General features: G+C 68.4%; 15 protein-coding genes. 5 read left to right on the forward strand and 10 right to left on the reverse strand.

The window, feature by feature from the left end:
* Window positions 1-55 precede the first annotated feature (55 nt).
* Window positions 56-1,234: an MFS transporter gene (locus AOZ06_RS48755; protein WP_054295601.1), complete on the forward strand. Its 1,179-nt coding sequence runs from the start codon at window positions 56-58 to the stop codon at window positions 1,232-1,234.
* Here the strand turns inward: AOZ06_RS48755 and AOZ06_RS48760 are convergent.
* From AOZ06_RS48760 to AOZ06_RS48805, 10 genes are all read right to left on the reverse strand, one after another.
* On the reverse strand, window positions 1,179-1,571 hold the full coding sequence (locus AOZ06_RS48760; protein WP_054295602.1) for a cytidine deaminase: 393 nt from the start codon (window positions 1,569-1,571) through the stop codon (window positions 1,179-1,181). The genes AOZ06_RS48755 and AOZ06_RS48760 overlap by 56 nt on opposite strands.
* Window positions 1,568-2,845, reverse strand: a complete 1,278-nt coding sequence (locus AOZ06_RS48765) for an ABC transporter permease (protein WP_054295603.1) — start codon at window positions 2,843-2,845, stop codon at window positions 1,568-1,570. The genes AOZ06_RS48760 and AOZ06_RS48765 overlap by 4 nt, the downstream gene beginning before the upstream one ends.
* Window positions 2,845-3,939: an ABC transporter permease gene (locus AOZ06_RS48770; RefSeq protein WP_054295604.1), complete on the reverse strand. Its 1,095-nt coding sequence runs from the start codon at window positions 3,937-3,939 to the stop codon at window positions 2,845-2,847. Before AOZ06_RS48770 ends, AOZ06_RS48765 begins: the two co-directional genes overlap by 1 nt.
* Window positions 3,936-5,459, reverse strand: a complete 1,524-nt coding sequence (locus AOZ06_RS48775) for an ABC transporter ATP-binding protein (RefSeq protein ID WP_054295605.1) — start codon at window positions 5,457-5,459, stop codon at window positions 3,936-3,938. Before AOZ06_RS48775 ends, AOZ06_RS48770 begins: the two co-directional genes overlap by 4 nt.
* 84 nt (window positions 5,460-5,543) lie before the next feature.
* Entirely contained in the window at window positions 5,544-6,695 is a 1,152-nt protein-coding gene (locus AOZ06_RS48780; protein WP_054295606.1) for a BMP family lipoprotein, read from the reverse strand.
* Window positions 6,696-6,914: 219 nt separating this feature from the next.
* Entirely contained in the window at window positions 6,915-7,514 is a 600-nt protein-coding gene (locus AOZ06_RS48785) for a hypothetical protein (protein WP_054295607.1), read from the reverse strand.
* Between the two features lie 328 nt (window positions 7,515-7,842).
* Window positions 7,843-8,943: a hypothetical protein gene (locus tag AOZ06_RS57470; protein WP_054295608.1), complete on the reverse strand. Its 1,101-nt coding sequence runs from the start codon at window positions 8,941-8,943 to the stop codon at window positions 7,843-7,845.
* 152 nt (window positions 8,944-9,095) lie between these two features.
* Window positions 9,096-9,413 (reverse strand): hypothetical protein, encoded by a 318-nt coding sequence (locus AOZ06_RS48795; RefSeq protein ID WP_054295609.1) that lies wholly within the window; start codon window positions 9,411-9,413, stop codon window positions 9,096-9,098.
* Entirely contained in the window at window positions 9,410-10,327 is a 918-nt protein-coding gene (locus AOZ06_RS48800) for a hypothetical protein (RefSeq protein WP_054295610.1), read from the reverse strand. The genes AOZ06_RS48795 and AOZ06_RS48800 overlap by 4 nt, the downstream gene beginning before the upstream one ends.
* Window positions 10,324-11,505 (reverse strand): hypothetical protein, encoded by a 1,182-nt coding sequence (locus AOZ06_RS48805; RefSeq protein WP_054295611.1) that lies wholly within the window; start codon window positions 11,503-11,505, stop codon window positions 10,324-10,326. The genes AOZ06_RS48800 and AOZ06_RS48805 overlap by 4 nt, the downstream gene beginning before the upstream one ends.
* A gap of 207 nt (window positions 11,506-11,712) precedes the next feature.
* Here AOZ06_RS48805 and sdhC point away from each other — a divergent pair, with 207 nt between their 5' ends.
* Genes sdhC through AOZ06_RS48825 form a run of 4 tightly spaced genes read left to right on the forward strand, consistent with a single transcriptional unit; the run spans window position 11,713 to window position 15,096 of the window.
* The gene (gene sdhC, locus AOZ06_RS48810; RefSeq protein ID WP_054295612.1) at window positions 11,713-12,129 is read left to right on the forward strand and encodes a succinate dehydrogenase, cytochrome b556 subunit; all 417 of its coding nucleotides are present in this window, start codon (window positions 11,713-11,715) and stop codon (window positions 12,127-12,129) included.
* Entirely contained in the window at window positions 12,126-12,536 is a 411-nt protein-coding gene (locus AOZ06_RS48815; protein WP_054295613.1) for a succinate dehydrogenase/fumarate reductase transmembrane subunit, read from the forward strand. The genes sdhC and AOZ06_RS48815 overlap by 4 nt, the downstream gene beginning before the upstream one ends.
* Window positions 12,537-12,562: 26 nt before the next feature.
* Window positions 12,563-14,317 (forward strand): succinate dehydrogenase flavoprotein subunit, encoded by a 1,755-nt coding sequence (sdhA, locus tag AOZ06_RS48820; RefSeq protein ID WP_054295614.1) that lies wholly within the window; start codon window positions 12,563-12,565, stop codon window positions 14,315-14,317.
* Window positions 14,317-15,096 carry a succinate dehydrogenase iron-sulfur subunit gene (locus tag AOZ06_RS48825; protein ID WP_054295615.1) on the forward strand — a complete coding sequence of 260 codons (780 nt, stop codon included), beginning with the start codon at window positions 14,317-14,319 and terminating at the stop codon, window positions 15,094-15,096. Before sdhA ends, AOZ06_RS48825 begins: the two co-directional genes overlap by 1 nt.
* Window positions 15,097-15,137 lie beyond the last annotated feature (41 nt).

The following is a 15,137-nucleotide window of genomic DNA, read 5'->3' on the forward strand; positions in this document are numbered from 1 at the left end:
GTCCTTTGTCAGAACCGCACCGCCCGGCCGATTCTTCCGGTGGAGGTGATCCGGAATGGACAAGAGACTGCCGTTCGGCGTCTACCTGCTGGCGTTCAGCCTGTTCGCGATGGGCACGGCGGAGTTCCTGCTGGCGGGCGTACTGCCCGCGGTCGCAGCGGACCTGGACGTCACGCTGTCGTCGGCCGGGATGTTGATCACGGCGTTCGCACTGGGTGTCGTGGTCGGCGGGCCGCCGTTCGCGGTGCTGAGCCTGCGCTGGCCGCGCCGCACGGCCCTGGTGGCCAGTCAGGCCGTCTTCGCGGCCAGCATCGCCGCCGGACTGCTCGGCGACTACCAGACCTTGCTGGTCACCAGGGTGATCTCGGGTATCGCCTACGCGGGATTCTTCGCCGTCGCGTCCGTGACCGCGATCAGCCTGGTCACGCCCGACCGCAACGCCCGCGCGTCCGGCGTCGTGGTCAGCGGCCTGAGCATCGCCATGCTCGCCGGTGGCCCCGCAGGCACCCTGATCAGCCACTTCACCGAGTGGCGCGGGGGCTTCTGGGCCGTGGTGGTCCTCACCGCCCTGGGCATGGCCGGGTGTCTGATCGGGTTGCCCGCGACCAAGAACACCGCACGGCCGAGCGTTTCGCGTGAGCTGGCCACCATGCGCCGGCCACAGCTCTGGGGCCTGTACTCGATCACGATTCTCACCACGGCGGCGTACATGATCACGTTCAACTACCTGGCGGCCATGCTCGCGGACATCACGGGCGTGCCCGAGGTCTGGATCCCGGCCATCCTGGCGTTGTTCGGCGTCGGCGCGTTCGTCGGGTTGTCGGTCGGCGGTCGCATCTCAGACCGAAGACCACACCTGGCGTTGCTCACCGGCGCCGGATCGATCATGCTGCTGTCGCTCGTCCTGGTCACCGGGATCGAGCGGCCCTGGCTGGTCGTGCCCGTGGTCTTCCTGCTGGGCATCGGCGCGTTCGTGCTCAACCCGGCGATCTACGGGCGGGTCTTCGCGATCGCGTCCGCCGCGCCGACACTCGCCGGAGCCACCACGGTGTCCGCGTTCCAGCTGGGGATCAGCCTCACGCCCGTCTTCGCGGCCGTGTCGCTCACCCAAGGCGGCGCACTCACGTCGGTGTGCCTGATCGGGGCCGCACTCGCGGTGCTCGCGACCCCGTTCATCCTCATCGACCGGGCAGGTCTTCGGGCCCGAAAGCGTCCGGAAGTACTTCACTCATAGGCAGAATCCCGCGAGGCGTGTCCAGCAGGCAGTCCGGGCCGCCGAACTCGTAGAGGATCTGACGGCACCGGCCGCACGGCATCAGCAGTTCCCCCGTGCCACTGCGGCAGGACACGGCGACGAAACGACCACCGCCGGTCAGCCGCAGCTGACCGGCCATCGTGCACTCGGCGCACAGTCCCAAGCCGTACGAGGCGTTCTCGACGTTGCACCCGACCACGGTCCGGCCATCCGAGACCAACGCGGCCGCACCGACCTGCAGACCCGAGTACGGGCAGTACGCCTGGGCGGCGGCTTCGACAGCCGCCGCCCGCAGCGCGTCCCAGTCCGGCGTCATGAACCCTGACCCCGGCGGTAGATGAACCCGTCTGCCTGAGGCATCCGCAACCGTTGTGAGGCAACGGCCAGCACGATCAGCGTGACGAAGTGCGGCGCGTACGGCGTCAGGTCGCGCGGCAACTCGTCCACCGAGAAGTAGATCGCGTACAACAACCCGGCGGCCAGCACAGCGGCACCGGCAGCGAACCACTTGCGGCGGAACAGTTGCACGACAACGACGACCACGAGCAGCAGGACCGCCGCGTACAGCAACGCCAGCACGGCAGGGCCACGGCCGGACAGCTGCAAACCGTCCGTGTAGCCGAACAACGCCGAACCACCCAGCAGACCACCAGGCCGCCAGTTGCCGAAGATCATCGCCGCCAGGCCGATGTAACCGCGGCCGTTGGTCTGGTTCTCCAGGTAGTCGGCGCCGTCCTTGAGCAGCACCAGCGACGCGCCACCCATCCCGGCGAGACCACCGGAGATCAGCACCGCCGTGTACTTGAACGCGTACACGTTGACACCCAACGACTCCGCTGCCGTCGGGTTCTCACCGCACGACCGCAGCCGCAGCCCGAACCTGGTGCGCCACAGGATGAGGTAGCTGATCGGCACCAGCAGGATCGCGATCATCGTCAGCGGCGCGACCTGGGTCAGCAGGCCGCGCAGGATCCCGGCCACGTCCGACACGATCACGCGCTGCTCGGACTCCAGATCCGCCAGCCAGTTGGTGATCCCGGTCGCGGAGTACGTGTCGAACTTCGGCACCACCGGCGACTGGCGCGGGTTGCCCGACAGCGGCTGGAAGACCAGGTGCGCCAAGTACTTCGCGACACCGAGACCCAGCAGGTTGATCGCCACACCCGAAACGATGTGGTTCACGCCGAACGTCACGGTCGCGATGGCGTGCAGCAGACCGCCGATCGCGCCGAACACGATCGCCACCAGCAGACCGACCCACACACCGCCGTAGTACGAACCGAACGCGGCGCCCCACGTCCCGAGGATCATCATGCCCTCGAGGCCGATGTTCACCACGCCCGCGCGTTCGGCCCACAAGCCGCCGAGCGCGGCGAGCAGGATCGGCAGCGCCAGCCGCAGGGCGGTCTGCGTGGTGGTCGACGACGTCAGGTCGACGTTGCCGGTCAGGTACGAAGCCGTTGCCAGCACGGCGATCGCACCGACCGCCCAGAGCACACCGTTGAGCCAGCCGGGAATCCTGCGCCGCTTGGGCGGCGGCGCGACGTGAACCGGTCCGGCGACCGGGTTGTCCGCGATACCGGCGGCCATCAGACACTCCCTCCGGCTGCGATGTCACTCGTGTCCCTGCCGAGCTGGCGGCCGACTCTGCGTTGCTCGGCGGCCAGTTCCATCCGGCGCACGATCTCGTACGCGATGACCACGGACAGCACGATCGCTCCCTGCATGATCGTCGTGATCTCCTGCGGCACACCGACGTTGTCCAGCGACACAGCAGACTTGTCCAGGAACGCCCACAGCACCGCACCCAGCGCGATCCCGCCCGGGTGGTTGCGGCCCAGCAGCGCGACGGCGATACCGGCGAACCCGTACCCGGCGGGGGAAGTCTGCAGGTACTCGTGGTCGCGGCCCAGCAGCTCCGGCAGCGCCGTCAGACCGGCGACACCGCCGGAGAGCAGCATGGCCGTCAGGACCATCTTGCGGGCGTCGACGCCACCGGCTGTCGCCGCGGTCGGCGACTCGCCGCTGGCCCTGAGCTCGAACCCGAACCTGGTCCGGTTGAGCAGCACCCAGTAGCCCGCGCCGACCAGGCCGGCGACGAACACGAACCCGAACAGCGTCCCGCTCTCCCCGAACGGGATCCCCGGCACCCAGCCCGACTCGGGGATCGGCTTGGTGGCGATGTTGTTGCCGATCTGCACACCGAACGCGTCGGTGCTGACCAGGTAGGCGATCAGGCCGATCGCGATGGCGTTCAGCATGATCGTCGAGATCACCTCGGACACACCGCGGTAGACCTTCAGCAGCGCGGGCACCAGCGCGTACAACGCACCGGCCAGCACGGCGACGACGATGATCACCACGGTGTGGATCACCGGCGGCAGCACCACACCGCCACCGACGATGGCCGCGATCACCGCGGCGAACCGGTACTGGCCCTCGACACCGATGTTGAACAGGTTCATCTGGAAGCCGATGGCCACCGCGAGACCGGCCAGGTAGTACACGGCGGCGCTGTTGACGGTGTCCACGGCGGTGGTGCCGCGGAAAAGCTGGCCGATCATCGCGCCGAACGCGTCGAGCGGGTTGTCACCCGAGATCAGCAGCGCGACCGTGCACAGCAGCACCGAGAACAGGATCGCCAGCGCGGGCGGCAGCAGCTTGCCCCGCAGGGTGGTTTTCACTGAGTTGCCTCCCTTGGCGCGGAGCCGGTCATGGCGCAGCCGAGGTCCTCGGCGGTGACCGTCGCCGGGTCCTCCTCGGACACCAGACGGCCGCGCAGCATCACCACGATCCGGTCGGACAGCCCGATCAGCTCGTCGAGGTCCGCCGAGATCAGCAGCACCGCGAGGCCGTCGGCACGGGCCTGGCGGATGTGTTCCCAGATCAGCGCCTGCGCGCCGACGTCGACACCGCGGGTCGGGTGCGAGGCGATCAGCAGCTTCGGGTCACCGGACAGCTCACGGCCGACCACCAGTTTCTGCTGGTTGCCGCCGGACAACGCGGCCGCGGCCACGTCGATGCCCGGCGTGCGCACGTCGTACGCGTCCACGATGCGCTGCGTGTCCTGCCGGGCACCCGCGATGTCCAGCCACTGTCCTTTCGAGACCGGCTTGCGGGTCTGGTAGCCGAGCATCCGGTTGGCCCACAACGGCTGCGTCAGCAGCAGGCCGTGCCTGGTGCGGTCCTCGGCGACGTAGCCGATCCCGGCCTCCCGGCGGGCGAGCGTGCCGAGCTTGGTGATGTCCCTGCCGTCCAGCGTGATCGTGCCCCCGCTGGCCCTGCGCATACCCATGATCGTCTCGACCAGCTCGGTCTGGCCGTTGCCCTCGACACCGGCGATGCCGAGCACCTCACCGGAGTGCACCACCAGCCCGATGTCGTCGAGCACAGCGCGCGCCGAGCCGGATTCCGCCAGCCGCAGTGCGGAAACCGTGAGCACCGCGGTGTCGGTGACCGTGGACTCGCGGGTCTCCGGGCTGGGCAGCTCACTGCCGACCATCATCTCGGCGAGCTGGCGTGAGCTGGTCGTCTTCGGGTCCGCGGTGCCGACCGTGGTGCCGCGCCGGATCACCGTGATCGAGTCGGCGATCGTGCGCACCTCGTCCAGCTTGTGCGAGATGAAGATGAACGTGAAACCGTCCGAGCGCATCTGCCGCACGGTGTCGAACAGGTCGTCGACCTCCTGCGGCACGAGCACAGCGGTCGGCTCGTCGAGGATCACGATCCGCGCGCCGCGGTAGAGGACCTTGACGATCTCGACCCGCTGGCGGTCGGCCACACCGAGGTACTCGAGCGCGATGTCGAGGTCAGCGTTCAGGCCGGTCCGCTTGGCCAGCTCAGCGACCCTCTTGCGGGCCTTGGCGCCGATGCCGTGCAGGCCCTCCGCGCCGAGCACGATGTTCTCGAGCACGCTCAGGTTGTCGGCGAGCATGAAGTGCTGGTGCACCATGCCGACGCCGACCTTGATCGCGTCCGACGGGTTCTTGAACCGCACCGGGTCGCCGTTCACCTTGATGGTGCCCTCGTCCGGCTGGAGCATCCCGTACAGGATCTTCATCAGCGTGGACTTGCCGGCGCCGTTCTCGCCGCAGACCGCGTGCACCTCGCCTGCGCGGACTTCGAGGTGGATGTCGCTGTTGGCGACCACCCCGGGGAATCGCTTGGTGATCCCCGCAAGCTCAACGGCCAGGTCGTCAGCCATCTTCGCCTCCCAGAAAAACCTCGTGAGTGGTTGGTCCGGTTCTAACCGGACCAACCACTCACGAGGTGCTACCAGCGCATGGAACTAGTTGGACGGCTTGTCCGACACGGTGATCTTGCCGTCGATGATCTGCTGCTTGTACGCGTCCAGCGTGGCCTTGATGTCGTCGATCTTGCCGCCGGAGGTGGCGTAGCCGATGCCGTCGACCTTCAGGTCGAAGCGCTTGGGCAGCGAGTCCAGCGTGTTGCCCGCCACCGCGCGGACGAAGTCGTACACCGCGACGTCGACGCGCTTGAGCATGGACGTGATGATCACGTCCTTGGAGTTCTCGACCGTCTTCTGGTTGTACTGGTCGGAGTCGACGCCGATGGCCAGCACGTTCTTGGACTTGGCTGCCTCGAAGACACCCTTGCCCGACGCACCCGCGGCCTGGTAGACGACGTCGGCGCCACGGCTGATCTCACCGGCGGCGACCACGTTGCCCTTGGCCGGGTCCTGGAAACCGGTGAAGTCACCGGCCGGGGTGATGTACTCGGACTCGACCTTGGCGTCCGGCGCGGCGGCCTTCACGCCCTGCTTGAAGCCCGCTTCGAACTTCTGGATCAGCGGGACGTTCACGCCGCCGACGAAGCCGACGTGGCAGCCCTTGCTCTTGTGCGCGGCGGCGACGCCGACCAGGAACGAGCCCTGCTCCTCGGCGAAGACCAGGCCGGTCACGTTCGGGAGCTTGACGGTGTCGTCGTCGACGACAGCGAACTTGGTGTTCGGGAAGCTCTTGGCGACCGCCTCGACGGACTTGGCGTACGCGAAGCCGACCGCCACGATCGGGCTGAAGCCCTCCTGCGCGAGCTGGCGCAGGCGGCTCTGCTTGGCGTCCTCGGTCTCGTTCGGCGCCGCGGTGAGCTCCTTGGTCTCCTTGAGACCGAAGTCGGCCTTGGCCTTGTCCAGCCCGGCGGCGGCGGAGTCGTTGAACGACGCGTCGCCACGGCCGCCGATGTCGAAGGCGAGGCCGACCTTGAGCGCGCTGGCGTCAACCTTGGGGCCCGCGGCGGTGCTGCCGGCCGCGCTGCCACCCCCGCCCTGCGGAACCGGGGCGAGCTTGCAGCCGGCGGCCTGGTTGCCACCACCGCCCGCGGGCGCGTTGGTTCCGCCCCCGGTGTCCTTGGCGCAGCCGGCCAGTGCGAGAACACCGGTCAGCGCGACGGCCGCCAACGTGGTAACGCGCGATCGACGCACGACGTGTCTCCCTCCCCGCTCGGTGAGCGGCGACGAACCCGGCCTGCCCGCCGGGAAACTTGCGAATTGGCGAACCGTACCCGGCGCGATGACCGGCCCAGCACACCACTGGCCGGGCGTAACCTAATCGTTTGCCGGTGATTCCGCCTGCGGTTCGGTGTGAATACACAGGGTGATCCATTTGGTACGGACGTACCAGAACTGTCACCGGGACCGCGCTCAGAGAATCCTGCCGCCCCGCTCGGCACCCGCGTTGTCGATCGTCCACTCCAACCGCTCGACTTCACCGCCCACGTCCGCGCCTGTTTCGTACGCCTGCAACGCGAGCACGTACTGCCTGGCCACCTCGGCCTGGCGGGGACCGCCCGGATCGACCGACACCAAGCAGTCACCGATCCTGCCCAACCTGGCCCACTGTCGCTGTCGCGCCCGGTCCCGCCGCCGCCAGCGGCCCGCCGCGACGAAACCGAGGTGTGACAAGAAGAACACCATCACACAAGCCGTCCAGAGCCCCACGAGCGCCAGTACGTACTCGCCCGTCGCAGGTTCACTGGGAACGGCAGCGCGGCGGGGCACGCTGTCCGCGTACTGCTTGGCCGCCAACGCGTCGAACGCCCTGGCGAACTCCGCCACCTGCGCCGTGAGCTGAACCGGCGGGAGTGTCGTGGGCTCGTTGTCCCCGCCCCGGACCGGGAAGCGGTACTCCAGCGCGGATTCGGCTTCGGTGGCCACGTCTTCGCTGAAGCCCACGCCGAAACCGGTGCCCGCGCAAGCGGTGAAGCCGTAGAAGTCCCCGCGGTAGCCGTAGACGAACACCACGTTCGACGGGACCAGACCGGCGACCTCCGCGCAGAGGTCGTCCAGGCCGCGAAGCGAGGGTCCTTCTCCGACGGCTTCTCCGACAGCAGTGCCACCACGATCGGCCGGTCACCAAGCGCTCGGTGAACATCGTCCGGCGCCACCGGGGGCGCGTCCCGATCGAGGTACACCGGGTTGTGCCGGAGACTTTCGACGATCGCACGTGCTCGATCAGAGACGACGACAGGCTCAGGGCTGGGCAAGGCGAAACACGCGATCAGGCCGGCGAGCACCCCGCCGGCGAGCCAGCGCGGCAAGCCGAAGTACTTCTCGCGCAACAGAAGGCGTTTCACAGCAAGGCCAGCCCGTCGCCCGCGGCACGTTCCGCGTCGGCCGTGCGGCCCTTCGCGAAGAGGTCCCGTGCTTCGGCGTACCGGTCAGCGGCGTCCGAGTTCGCGATGAGCGTCAAAGCCGCCGCCAACTCGCTGATCCTGGCGTACGCCGTCGCTTTCGCCTTGCGCAGCGCGATTTCGGTCTCCCTCCGGCGCCGTCGCCGTCCTGACGCGGCGCCGAGCAGGACACTGACGCCGAGGACCACGGCCGAACCGCCCAGCACCGGCGGCGTGTGGTCGGCGATCCGCCGCACCAAGCCGCGAGACTCGGTGAGTGGCTCACCGAAAGGCTTGCGGTGGTTCATGTCCGCGATCCGGCGGGCGATGGTAGCGACCCAGCGGTCGACCGTCGTGGCCGGCGCGAAGGAGTCGTGACTGGAGTTCGCGTAGGCGTAGTCGCGCGCCGACGTGAGACGGTCCTGGCCCCTGCCCGCCACCTCGACCCAATAGCCCTGTGCCACCACGACGACGTCGTCGGGGAACTGCTTGGCCAGTGCGGGCGCGTAGTCCACGAACGGCTCACCCGCCTTGAGTGCGGGCAGTACCACGACCCTGGCGGAGAACCCGTACTGCTGCTGAAACACCCCAGCCGATCGGGTGAACCCGGGTGCGGCCCCCTGAGCGTCGTACACGGGATTCTGCCGCAGTTTCCCGGCGAGGTCCGCTACTTGGTCCCCGGTCGGCTCGACCACCGGGTACGCCGGGTACGCGCCCACTTCGGCCGCCGGTTCCAGGTCGCCCGGCTGCTGCTGGTTCGTCTTCCGAATCGCCTGCAACACCGGCCCCGTGGCGTCCATGTACGCCGTCCACTGCCGCAGGTTGGTCAGGTTCGACGGGCCGTCCCACACCGCCAGGCCCGTCACCGTGATCACCCGGATGCCCTTCGGCTTTCCCCAGTTCTCCAGCGGTTTGGCCACCTCCTCGGCGTACCGCCGGTCGCGGGTGGCGGACGGCGCGATGACCAACCGCAAGCCCGGCCTCATCTCACGCATGACCGCGGCCATGTCGAGATTGGCCACGGCGCCGGGCGCCCGGTAGACCGACTGCGTCTCCAGCACGCTGATCGCGGCGGGAACATCCAGTTTCCCGGCGCGGCGGTGGGCTGCAGCGTGGCGAGGCCCAGCGCGAGGCTGATCAAAGGAACCACACCGCACAGACTGGCAGCGATCACCCGACCGCGTCGCGGCTTTTCCCAGAGTGGCCGTCGCGGTCAGCCGCGGGCCCGCGCCACCAGTTCGAGGCCTTCCAGGCAGATCCGCTCCGCCAGTTCGAACTCCTCCTCGGTCCGGGCCCTGGCGAGCACGCCACCGGCCGTCACCCAGCGTTCCCTCGCCTGCCTGAGCAGGGCGGCCACGCGTTCGTCGACTGTCGGCGGCAGGACCTCGACGTGCACGCCGAGCTGGTTGTGGCGGGATCGCGCGGCGATGGCCTCGTCGTTGCTGCTGTGCTTCTGCCTGCCGACCAGCACGGGCACCAACGCGCCCGCGGCCAGCACGACCACCGCGCCCACGATCAGCACCCACGTCACCGGACCAGCCTCTCCAGCTCGTCGACCTGCCGTCGCACGTTCGCACCGGACTCGTGTCCCTGCAACGCGAGCACGTACTGCCTCGCCACCTCGGCCTGGTTGGCGTCCTGCGGATCGGCCGACAGCACGTACTCACCGATCCTGCTCAGCCGCGCCTCCGTCTCGAGCCGCTCCCGGCTGCGCGGCCCGCGGCGACCGACTGCCCTTGCTGCCAGGTGCAGGAGGAAGAACAGGGCGACGCAGGCGGCGACGATCCCGCCGAGGGACAGCACGATCTCGCCCGTCGCCAGCTTGTCCGGCACGGCACCGCGGCGCGGCACGCTGTCCGGGTAGTCCTTGGCCGCCTGCGCGTCGTAGGCCAGCACATACTCCTCGACCTGCGGCGTCAGGTCAGTCGGGGACTCGCGGTACTTCCACGCCGACTCCGCCTTGGCGATCAGCACGAAGTCGAAATTGGACGCGTTGACCGGGTGGTCCTCGTTGTTGAACCTGGGGCCGACGCAGAAGGCCGGGTTGTAGCCCTTGCCCGGCTCGTTGCCGTAGACGATCACCAGGTTGGTCGGCACCAGGCTCGCGAGGTCGTCGCACAGCTTCAACCCGGCCGTGACCAGCGACTTGCCGGACGGCGGCATCGGTTCGCCGTTGAGGATCGCCACCACGATCGGGCGATCACCGAGCACCCGGCGGACGTGCTCGGCGTTCACCGTCGGCGGGGCGCCGGGCTCCACGTACACCGAGCTGTGCCGGAATCCCTCGACGGCCGCGCGGACGCGGTCGGTGGTCGTGACCTGGCCGCGGACCAGCGCGACGGACGCGATCACGCCGACCAGCACGCCACCCACGACCCACCTCGGCACGCCGAAGTACTTCTCGCGTCGCAGGAAACGCTCGACCGGCCCCAGTTCCCCGCTCACAGCGCGGCCAGCCCTTCGTCCGCGATCCGCTCCACCTCGGCCATCGCCTCGGCGGTGTGCGCCTGTTCGAACAAGTCACGCGCGGTCGTGTACCGCTCGGCCGCCGCCGTCGGGGCCTGTTCGGTCAACGCCGCGCCCAGTTCGCTGATCCTGGCGTACGCCTTGGCTTTCGCCTTCAGCAACGCGGCGTCCGCGGCCTGCTGCCGCCGCTTGCGGCGCAGCGCGAACCCGGCGAGCGCTCCGCCGCCGAGCACCACCGCCGATCCGCCCCACGCCAGCGGGGTGTAGCGCGCGATCGTCCGCGCGGGGTCGTAGGTCTCCGGCTGCGGCCGTCCGAAAGGCTTGCTGCGGCTCAGTTCGTCCAGTCGCGTGATGATCGTGGCCACGCGGCCGTCGATCGTGCCGCCCTTGGAGAACGTCCCGATCTCGTACCGGCCGAAAGCGTAGTTGCGCGCCGAGTCGACGCGTTCCTTGTCCTTGCCCGCGACCTCCACCCAATAGCCCTGGGCTACCAACACGATGTCGTCAGGGAATTGCGCGGCCAGTGCGGGCGCGTAGTCCACGAACGGCTCGCCCGGCCTGAGCGCGGGCAGGGCCGCGACCCGGATCGTGAAACCTGTCTTCTCCTGAATCGTTCTGGGCGACAGCGTGAACTTGTCGGCCCGGTCCGGCGCGTTGTGGACGGGGTTCTGCCGCAGCTTCCCGGCCAGGTCAGCGACCTGCGCGGACGTCGGCGCGAGCACCTGGTACGCCGGGTAGGCCTGGCCGACCGGCACGCGGTTGATCTCCCTGACCGAGGCCAGAGCGGGGCCGGTGATGTCCATGTACGCCGTCTGCTGCCGCAACTCGGTCAGGTTGGACGGCCCCCACCTCGTGTACAGGCCCTCCACTGTGATCAGTCGCACCTTCTTGGCGTCCGCCCATTTCTTCAACGGCACCGACACCTGCTCGTAGTGCTCGTCGTCCTTGTAGCCGCGTTCGAACGGCGCGATGAGCAGCTTCGTGTCCGGTGCCATCTCACGCCTGACGACGTCGAGGTCGATGTTGGCCACCGCACCGGGGGCCTGGTGGACCTGCTGGGTCTCCAGCGCTCTGATCGCCGCCGGGACGTCGAGCTTCGGCACGTCAGCGGGCTGCAGGAGGGCCGCGCCGATGGCGAGCCCGATCAGGGGGACCACGGCCGACAGCCTGTCATCGTCCGGCCGTCCGGGCGGGCATTTGGCGCAATCGGGGTGTTCGGTGGGTCACAGACGCCAGCCGCTGGTTGGGCCAGCCGAGGGCGACCGGACTAGCATCCCTCGGGTCAAGGCGCGGTGGGTAACCGTCCCGGTTGGACTCCCAGCCCATCCCAGCCGGAGCCAGCGATGTTGGAGGCTTGAAAGCCGATGTCCGCCGAAGCCGCTGAGGTGTCGCGGCCCAGCCGACGCGGGACGTTGTACCGCGGTGACCCGGGTATGTGGTCTTGGGTGGCGCACCGGATCACCGGTGTGCTCACGTTCTTCTTCCTGTTCGCGCACGTGCTGGACACCGCGCTGGTCCGGGTGTCGCCGCAGGCCTACAACGAGATCATCGAGACGTACAAGACGCCACTGGTCAACCTGATGGAGGTCGGCCTGGTCGGCGCGGTGCTCTACCACGCGCTCAACGGCGTGCGGGTGATGCTCGTGGACTTCTGGGCCAAGGGGCCGCGCTACCAGAGGCAGATGCTCTGGGGCATCCTCGTGGTCTGGCTGCTGGTGATGCTGCCCGGCGCCTACTTCATGCTCGTCCGGACCGTCACCGAGATGTTCGGGGGCTCATGATGACGCTCGCTCTGGACAAGCCCCGCTCCCCGCGCCGCCCGGCCGCCCGGCGCAACAACTGGGAGCTGGCCAGCTGGGTCTTCATGCGCGTGTCCGGCGTCGCGCTGCTGGTCCTCGTGCTCGGCCACCTGCTGATCATGAACATCCTCGACGGCGGTGTGCACCGGATCAACTGGGGCTTCGTCGCCGGTCGCTGGTCGTCGCCGTTCTGGCAGTTCTGGGACCTGGCCATGCTGTGGCTGGCCGAGATCCACGGCGGCAACGGGCTGCGCACGATCATCAACGACTACGCCCGCAAGGACGCCACCCGGTTCTGGCTGAAAGTCGTGCTCTACGTCTCGATGGTGCTGATCCTCGCGCTCGGCACGTTCGTGATCTTCACGTTCGACCCGAACTTCGACGCCTGATCCACCACACCACGAAGGCGAAACCAATGCAGTTCCACAAGTACGACGTGGTGATCGTCGGCGCGGGCGGCGCCGGCATGCGAGCCGCGATCGAATCCGGCCAGCGGGCCCGAACCGCTGTGCTCACCAAGCTCTACCCCACGCGTTCGCACACCGGCGCGGCGCAGGGCGGCATGTGCGCCGCGCTGGCCAACGTCGAAGAGGACAACTGGGAGTGGCACACCTTCGACACCATCAAGGGCGGCGACTACCTCGTCGACCAGGACGCGGCGGAGATCATGGCCAAGGAGGCCATCGACGCCGTGCTCGACCTGGAGAAGATGGGCCTGCCGTTCAACCGGACGCCCGAAGGCAGGATCGACCAGCGGCGCTTCGGCGGGCACACGCGCAACCACGGTGAGGCCGCCGTGCGCCGGGCCTGCTACGCGGCGGACCGCACCGGCCACATGATCCTGCAGACGCTGTACCAGAACTGCGTCAAGCACGGCATCGAGTTCTTCAACGAGTTCTACGTGCTCGACATCTGCCTGACGCCGGACGCGAACGGCGACCCGGTGTGCACCGGCGCGATCGCCTACGAGCTGGCGACCGGCGAGATCCACGTCTTCCAGGCCAAGTCCGTGGTGTTCGCGACGGGCGGGTTCGGCAAGGTCTTCAAGACCACGTCGAACGCGCACACGCTGACCGGCGACGGCATGGGCATCATCTTCCGCAAGGGCCTGCCGTTGGAGGACATGGAGTTCTACCAGTTCCACCCGACCGGCCTGGCCGGACTGGGCATCCTGCTGACCGAGGGCGCACGCGGCGAAGGCGCGATCCTGCGCAACGCCTCCGGTGAGCGGTTCATGGAGCGCTACGCACCGACCATCAAGGACCTGGCGCCGCGCGACATCGTGGCCCGTTCGATGGCGCTGGAGGTGCTGGAAGGCCGCGGTGCCGGGCCGAACAAGGACTACGTGCTGCTCGACTGCACGCACCTGGGCGCCGAGGTACTGGAGACCAAGCTGCCGGACATCACCGAGTTCGCCCGCACGTACCTCGCGGTCGACCCGGTGAAGGAGCCGGTGCCGGTGTACCCGACCGCGCACTACGCGATGGGCGGTATCCCGACCAACATCCACGCGGAAGTGTTGCGGGACAACGACCACGTCATCCCCGGCCTGTACGCGGCAGGCGAGTGCGCGTGCGTGTCGGTGCACGGCGCGAACCGGCTCGGCACGAACTCGTTGCTGGACATCAACGTCTTCGGCCGTCGCGCCGGGATCGCGGCCGCCGAGTACGCCAACGCCCACGAGCACGTCGACCTGCCGGAGAACCCGTCGCAGTTCGTCGAGGACCAGCTGGCGCTGGTGCTGTCCGAGCACGGCCGTGAGCGCGTCGCGGACATCCGCACCGAGCTCCAGGCCACAATGGACGCCAACGCCTCGGTGTACCGCACGGAGGACACGCTCAAGCAGGCACTGCACGACGTGCAGGCGCTGAAGTCCCGCTACGCGCACATCACCGTGCAGGACAAGGGCAAGCGCTACAACACCGACCTGCTCGAGGCGATCGAGCTGGGCTTCCTGCTCGAACTCGCCGAGATCCTCGTGGTCGGCGCGTTGAACCGCAAGGAATCCCGCGGCGGCCACGCCCGTGAGGACTATCCGAACCGGGACGACACGAACTACATGCGTCACACCATGGCCTACAAGGAAGGTGACTCGCTGACCGCGGACATCCGCCTTGACTACAAGCCCGTGACCTTTACCCGGTACAAGCCGATGGAGCGCAAGTACTGATGACTGCAACAGTTGAGTCCACGTCAGGCACCCGCGGCAAGGTACCCGAGGTCTCCAAGGACGCGGTCCTGGTCGCGCTGAAGATCCTGCGCTACAACCCGGAAGTCGACGACGCGCCGCACTGGGAGACGTACGACATCCCGGCGCTGCCCACGGACCGCGTGCTGAACCTGCTGCACTACGTGAAGTGGTACATCGACGGCACGCTGACCTTCCGCCGATCCTGCGCGCACGGCATCTGCGGCTCGGACGCGATGCAGATCAACGGCATCAACCGGCTGGCGTGCAAGGTGCTGGTGAAGGACCTGTTGGCGCGCAAGGGCAAGACGACCACGATCACGCTCGCGCCGATCAAGGGTCTCGAAGCCCGCAAGGACCTGCTGGTCGACATGGAGCCGTTCTTCGAGGCGTTCCGCGCGGTGAAGCCGTACCTGATCACCTACGGCAACGAACCGACGCGTGAGCGCATCCAGTCGGTGGCCGACCGCGAGCGCTTCGACGACACGACCAAGTGCATCCTCTGCGCCTGCTGCACGACCTCGTGCCCGGTGTACTGGACCGACGGCTCGTACTTCGGCCCGGCAGCGATCGTCAACGCACACCGGTTCATCTTCGACAGCCGTGACGAAGGCGCGGGCGACCGCCTGGACATCCTCAACGACACCGAGGGCGTCTGGCGCTGCCGCACCACCTTCAACTGCACGGACGCGTGCCCGCGTGGCATCCAGGTCACCAAGGCCATCCAGGAAGTCAAACGGGCGCTGCTGTTCCGCCGCTGAACTACGCGAATGCGTAACAACGGCCCTTCGTACCGGCGAGG

The sequence above is a fragment of the Kibdelosporangium phytohabitans genome (assembly GCF_001302585.1).
In the GTDB taxonomy this organism is placed as follows: Bacteria; Actinomycetota; Actinomycetes; order Mycobacteriales; family Pseudonocardiaceae; genus Kibdelosporangium; species Kibdelosporangium phytohabitans.

Bases quoted from the DNA above. Each gene is read 5' to 3' on its own strand.
- AOZ06_RS48755 (WP_054295601.1), top strand. From the start codon at position 56: ATGGACAAGAGACTGCCGTTCGGCGTCTACCTGCTGGCGTTCAGCCTG.
- AOZ06_RS48760 (WP_054295602.1), bottom strand. From the start codon at position 1,571: ATGACGCCGGACTGGGACGCGCTGCGGGCGGCGGCTGTCGAAGCCGCC.
- AOZ06_RS48765 (WP_054295603.1), bottom strand. From the start codon at position 2,845: ATGGCCGCCGGTATCGCGGACAACCCGGTCGCCGGACCGGTTCACGTC.
- AOZ06_RS48775 (WP_054295605.1), bottom strand. From the start codon at position 5,459: ATGGCTGACGACCTGGCCGTTGAGCTTGCGGGGATCACCAAGCGATTC.
- sdhC (WP_054295612.1), top strand. From the start codon at position 11,713: ATGTCCGCCGAAGCCGCTGAGGTGTCGCGGCCCAGCCGACGCGGGACG.
- AOZ06_RS48815 (WP_054295613.1), top strand. From the start codon at position 12,126: ATGATGACGCTCGCTCTGGACAAGCCCCGCTCCCCGCGCCGCCCGGCC.
- sdhA (WP_054295614.1), top strand. From the start codon at position 12,563: ATGCAGTTCCACAAGTACGACGTGGTGATCGTCGGCGCGGGCGGCGCC.
- AOZ06_RS48825 (WP_054295615.1), top strand. From the start codon at position 14,317: ATGACTGCAACAGTTGAGTCCACGTCAGGCACCCGCGGCAAGGTACCC.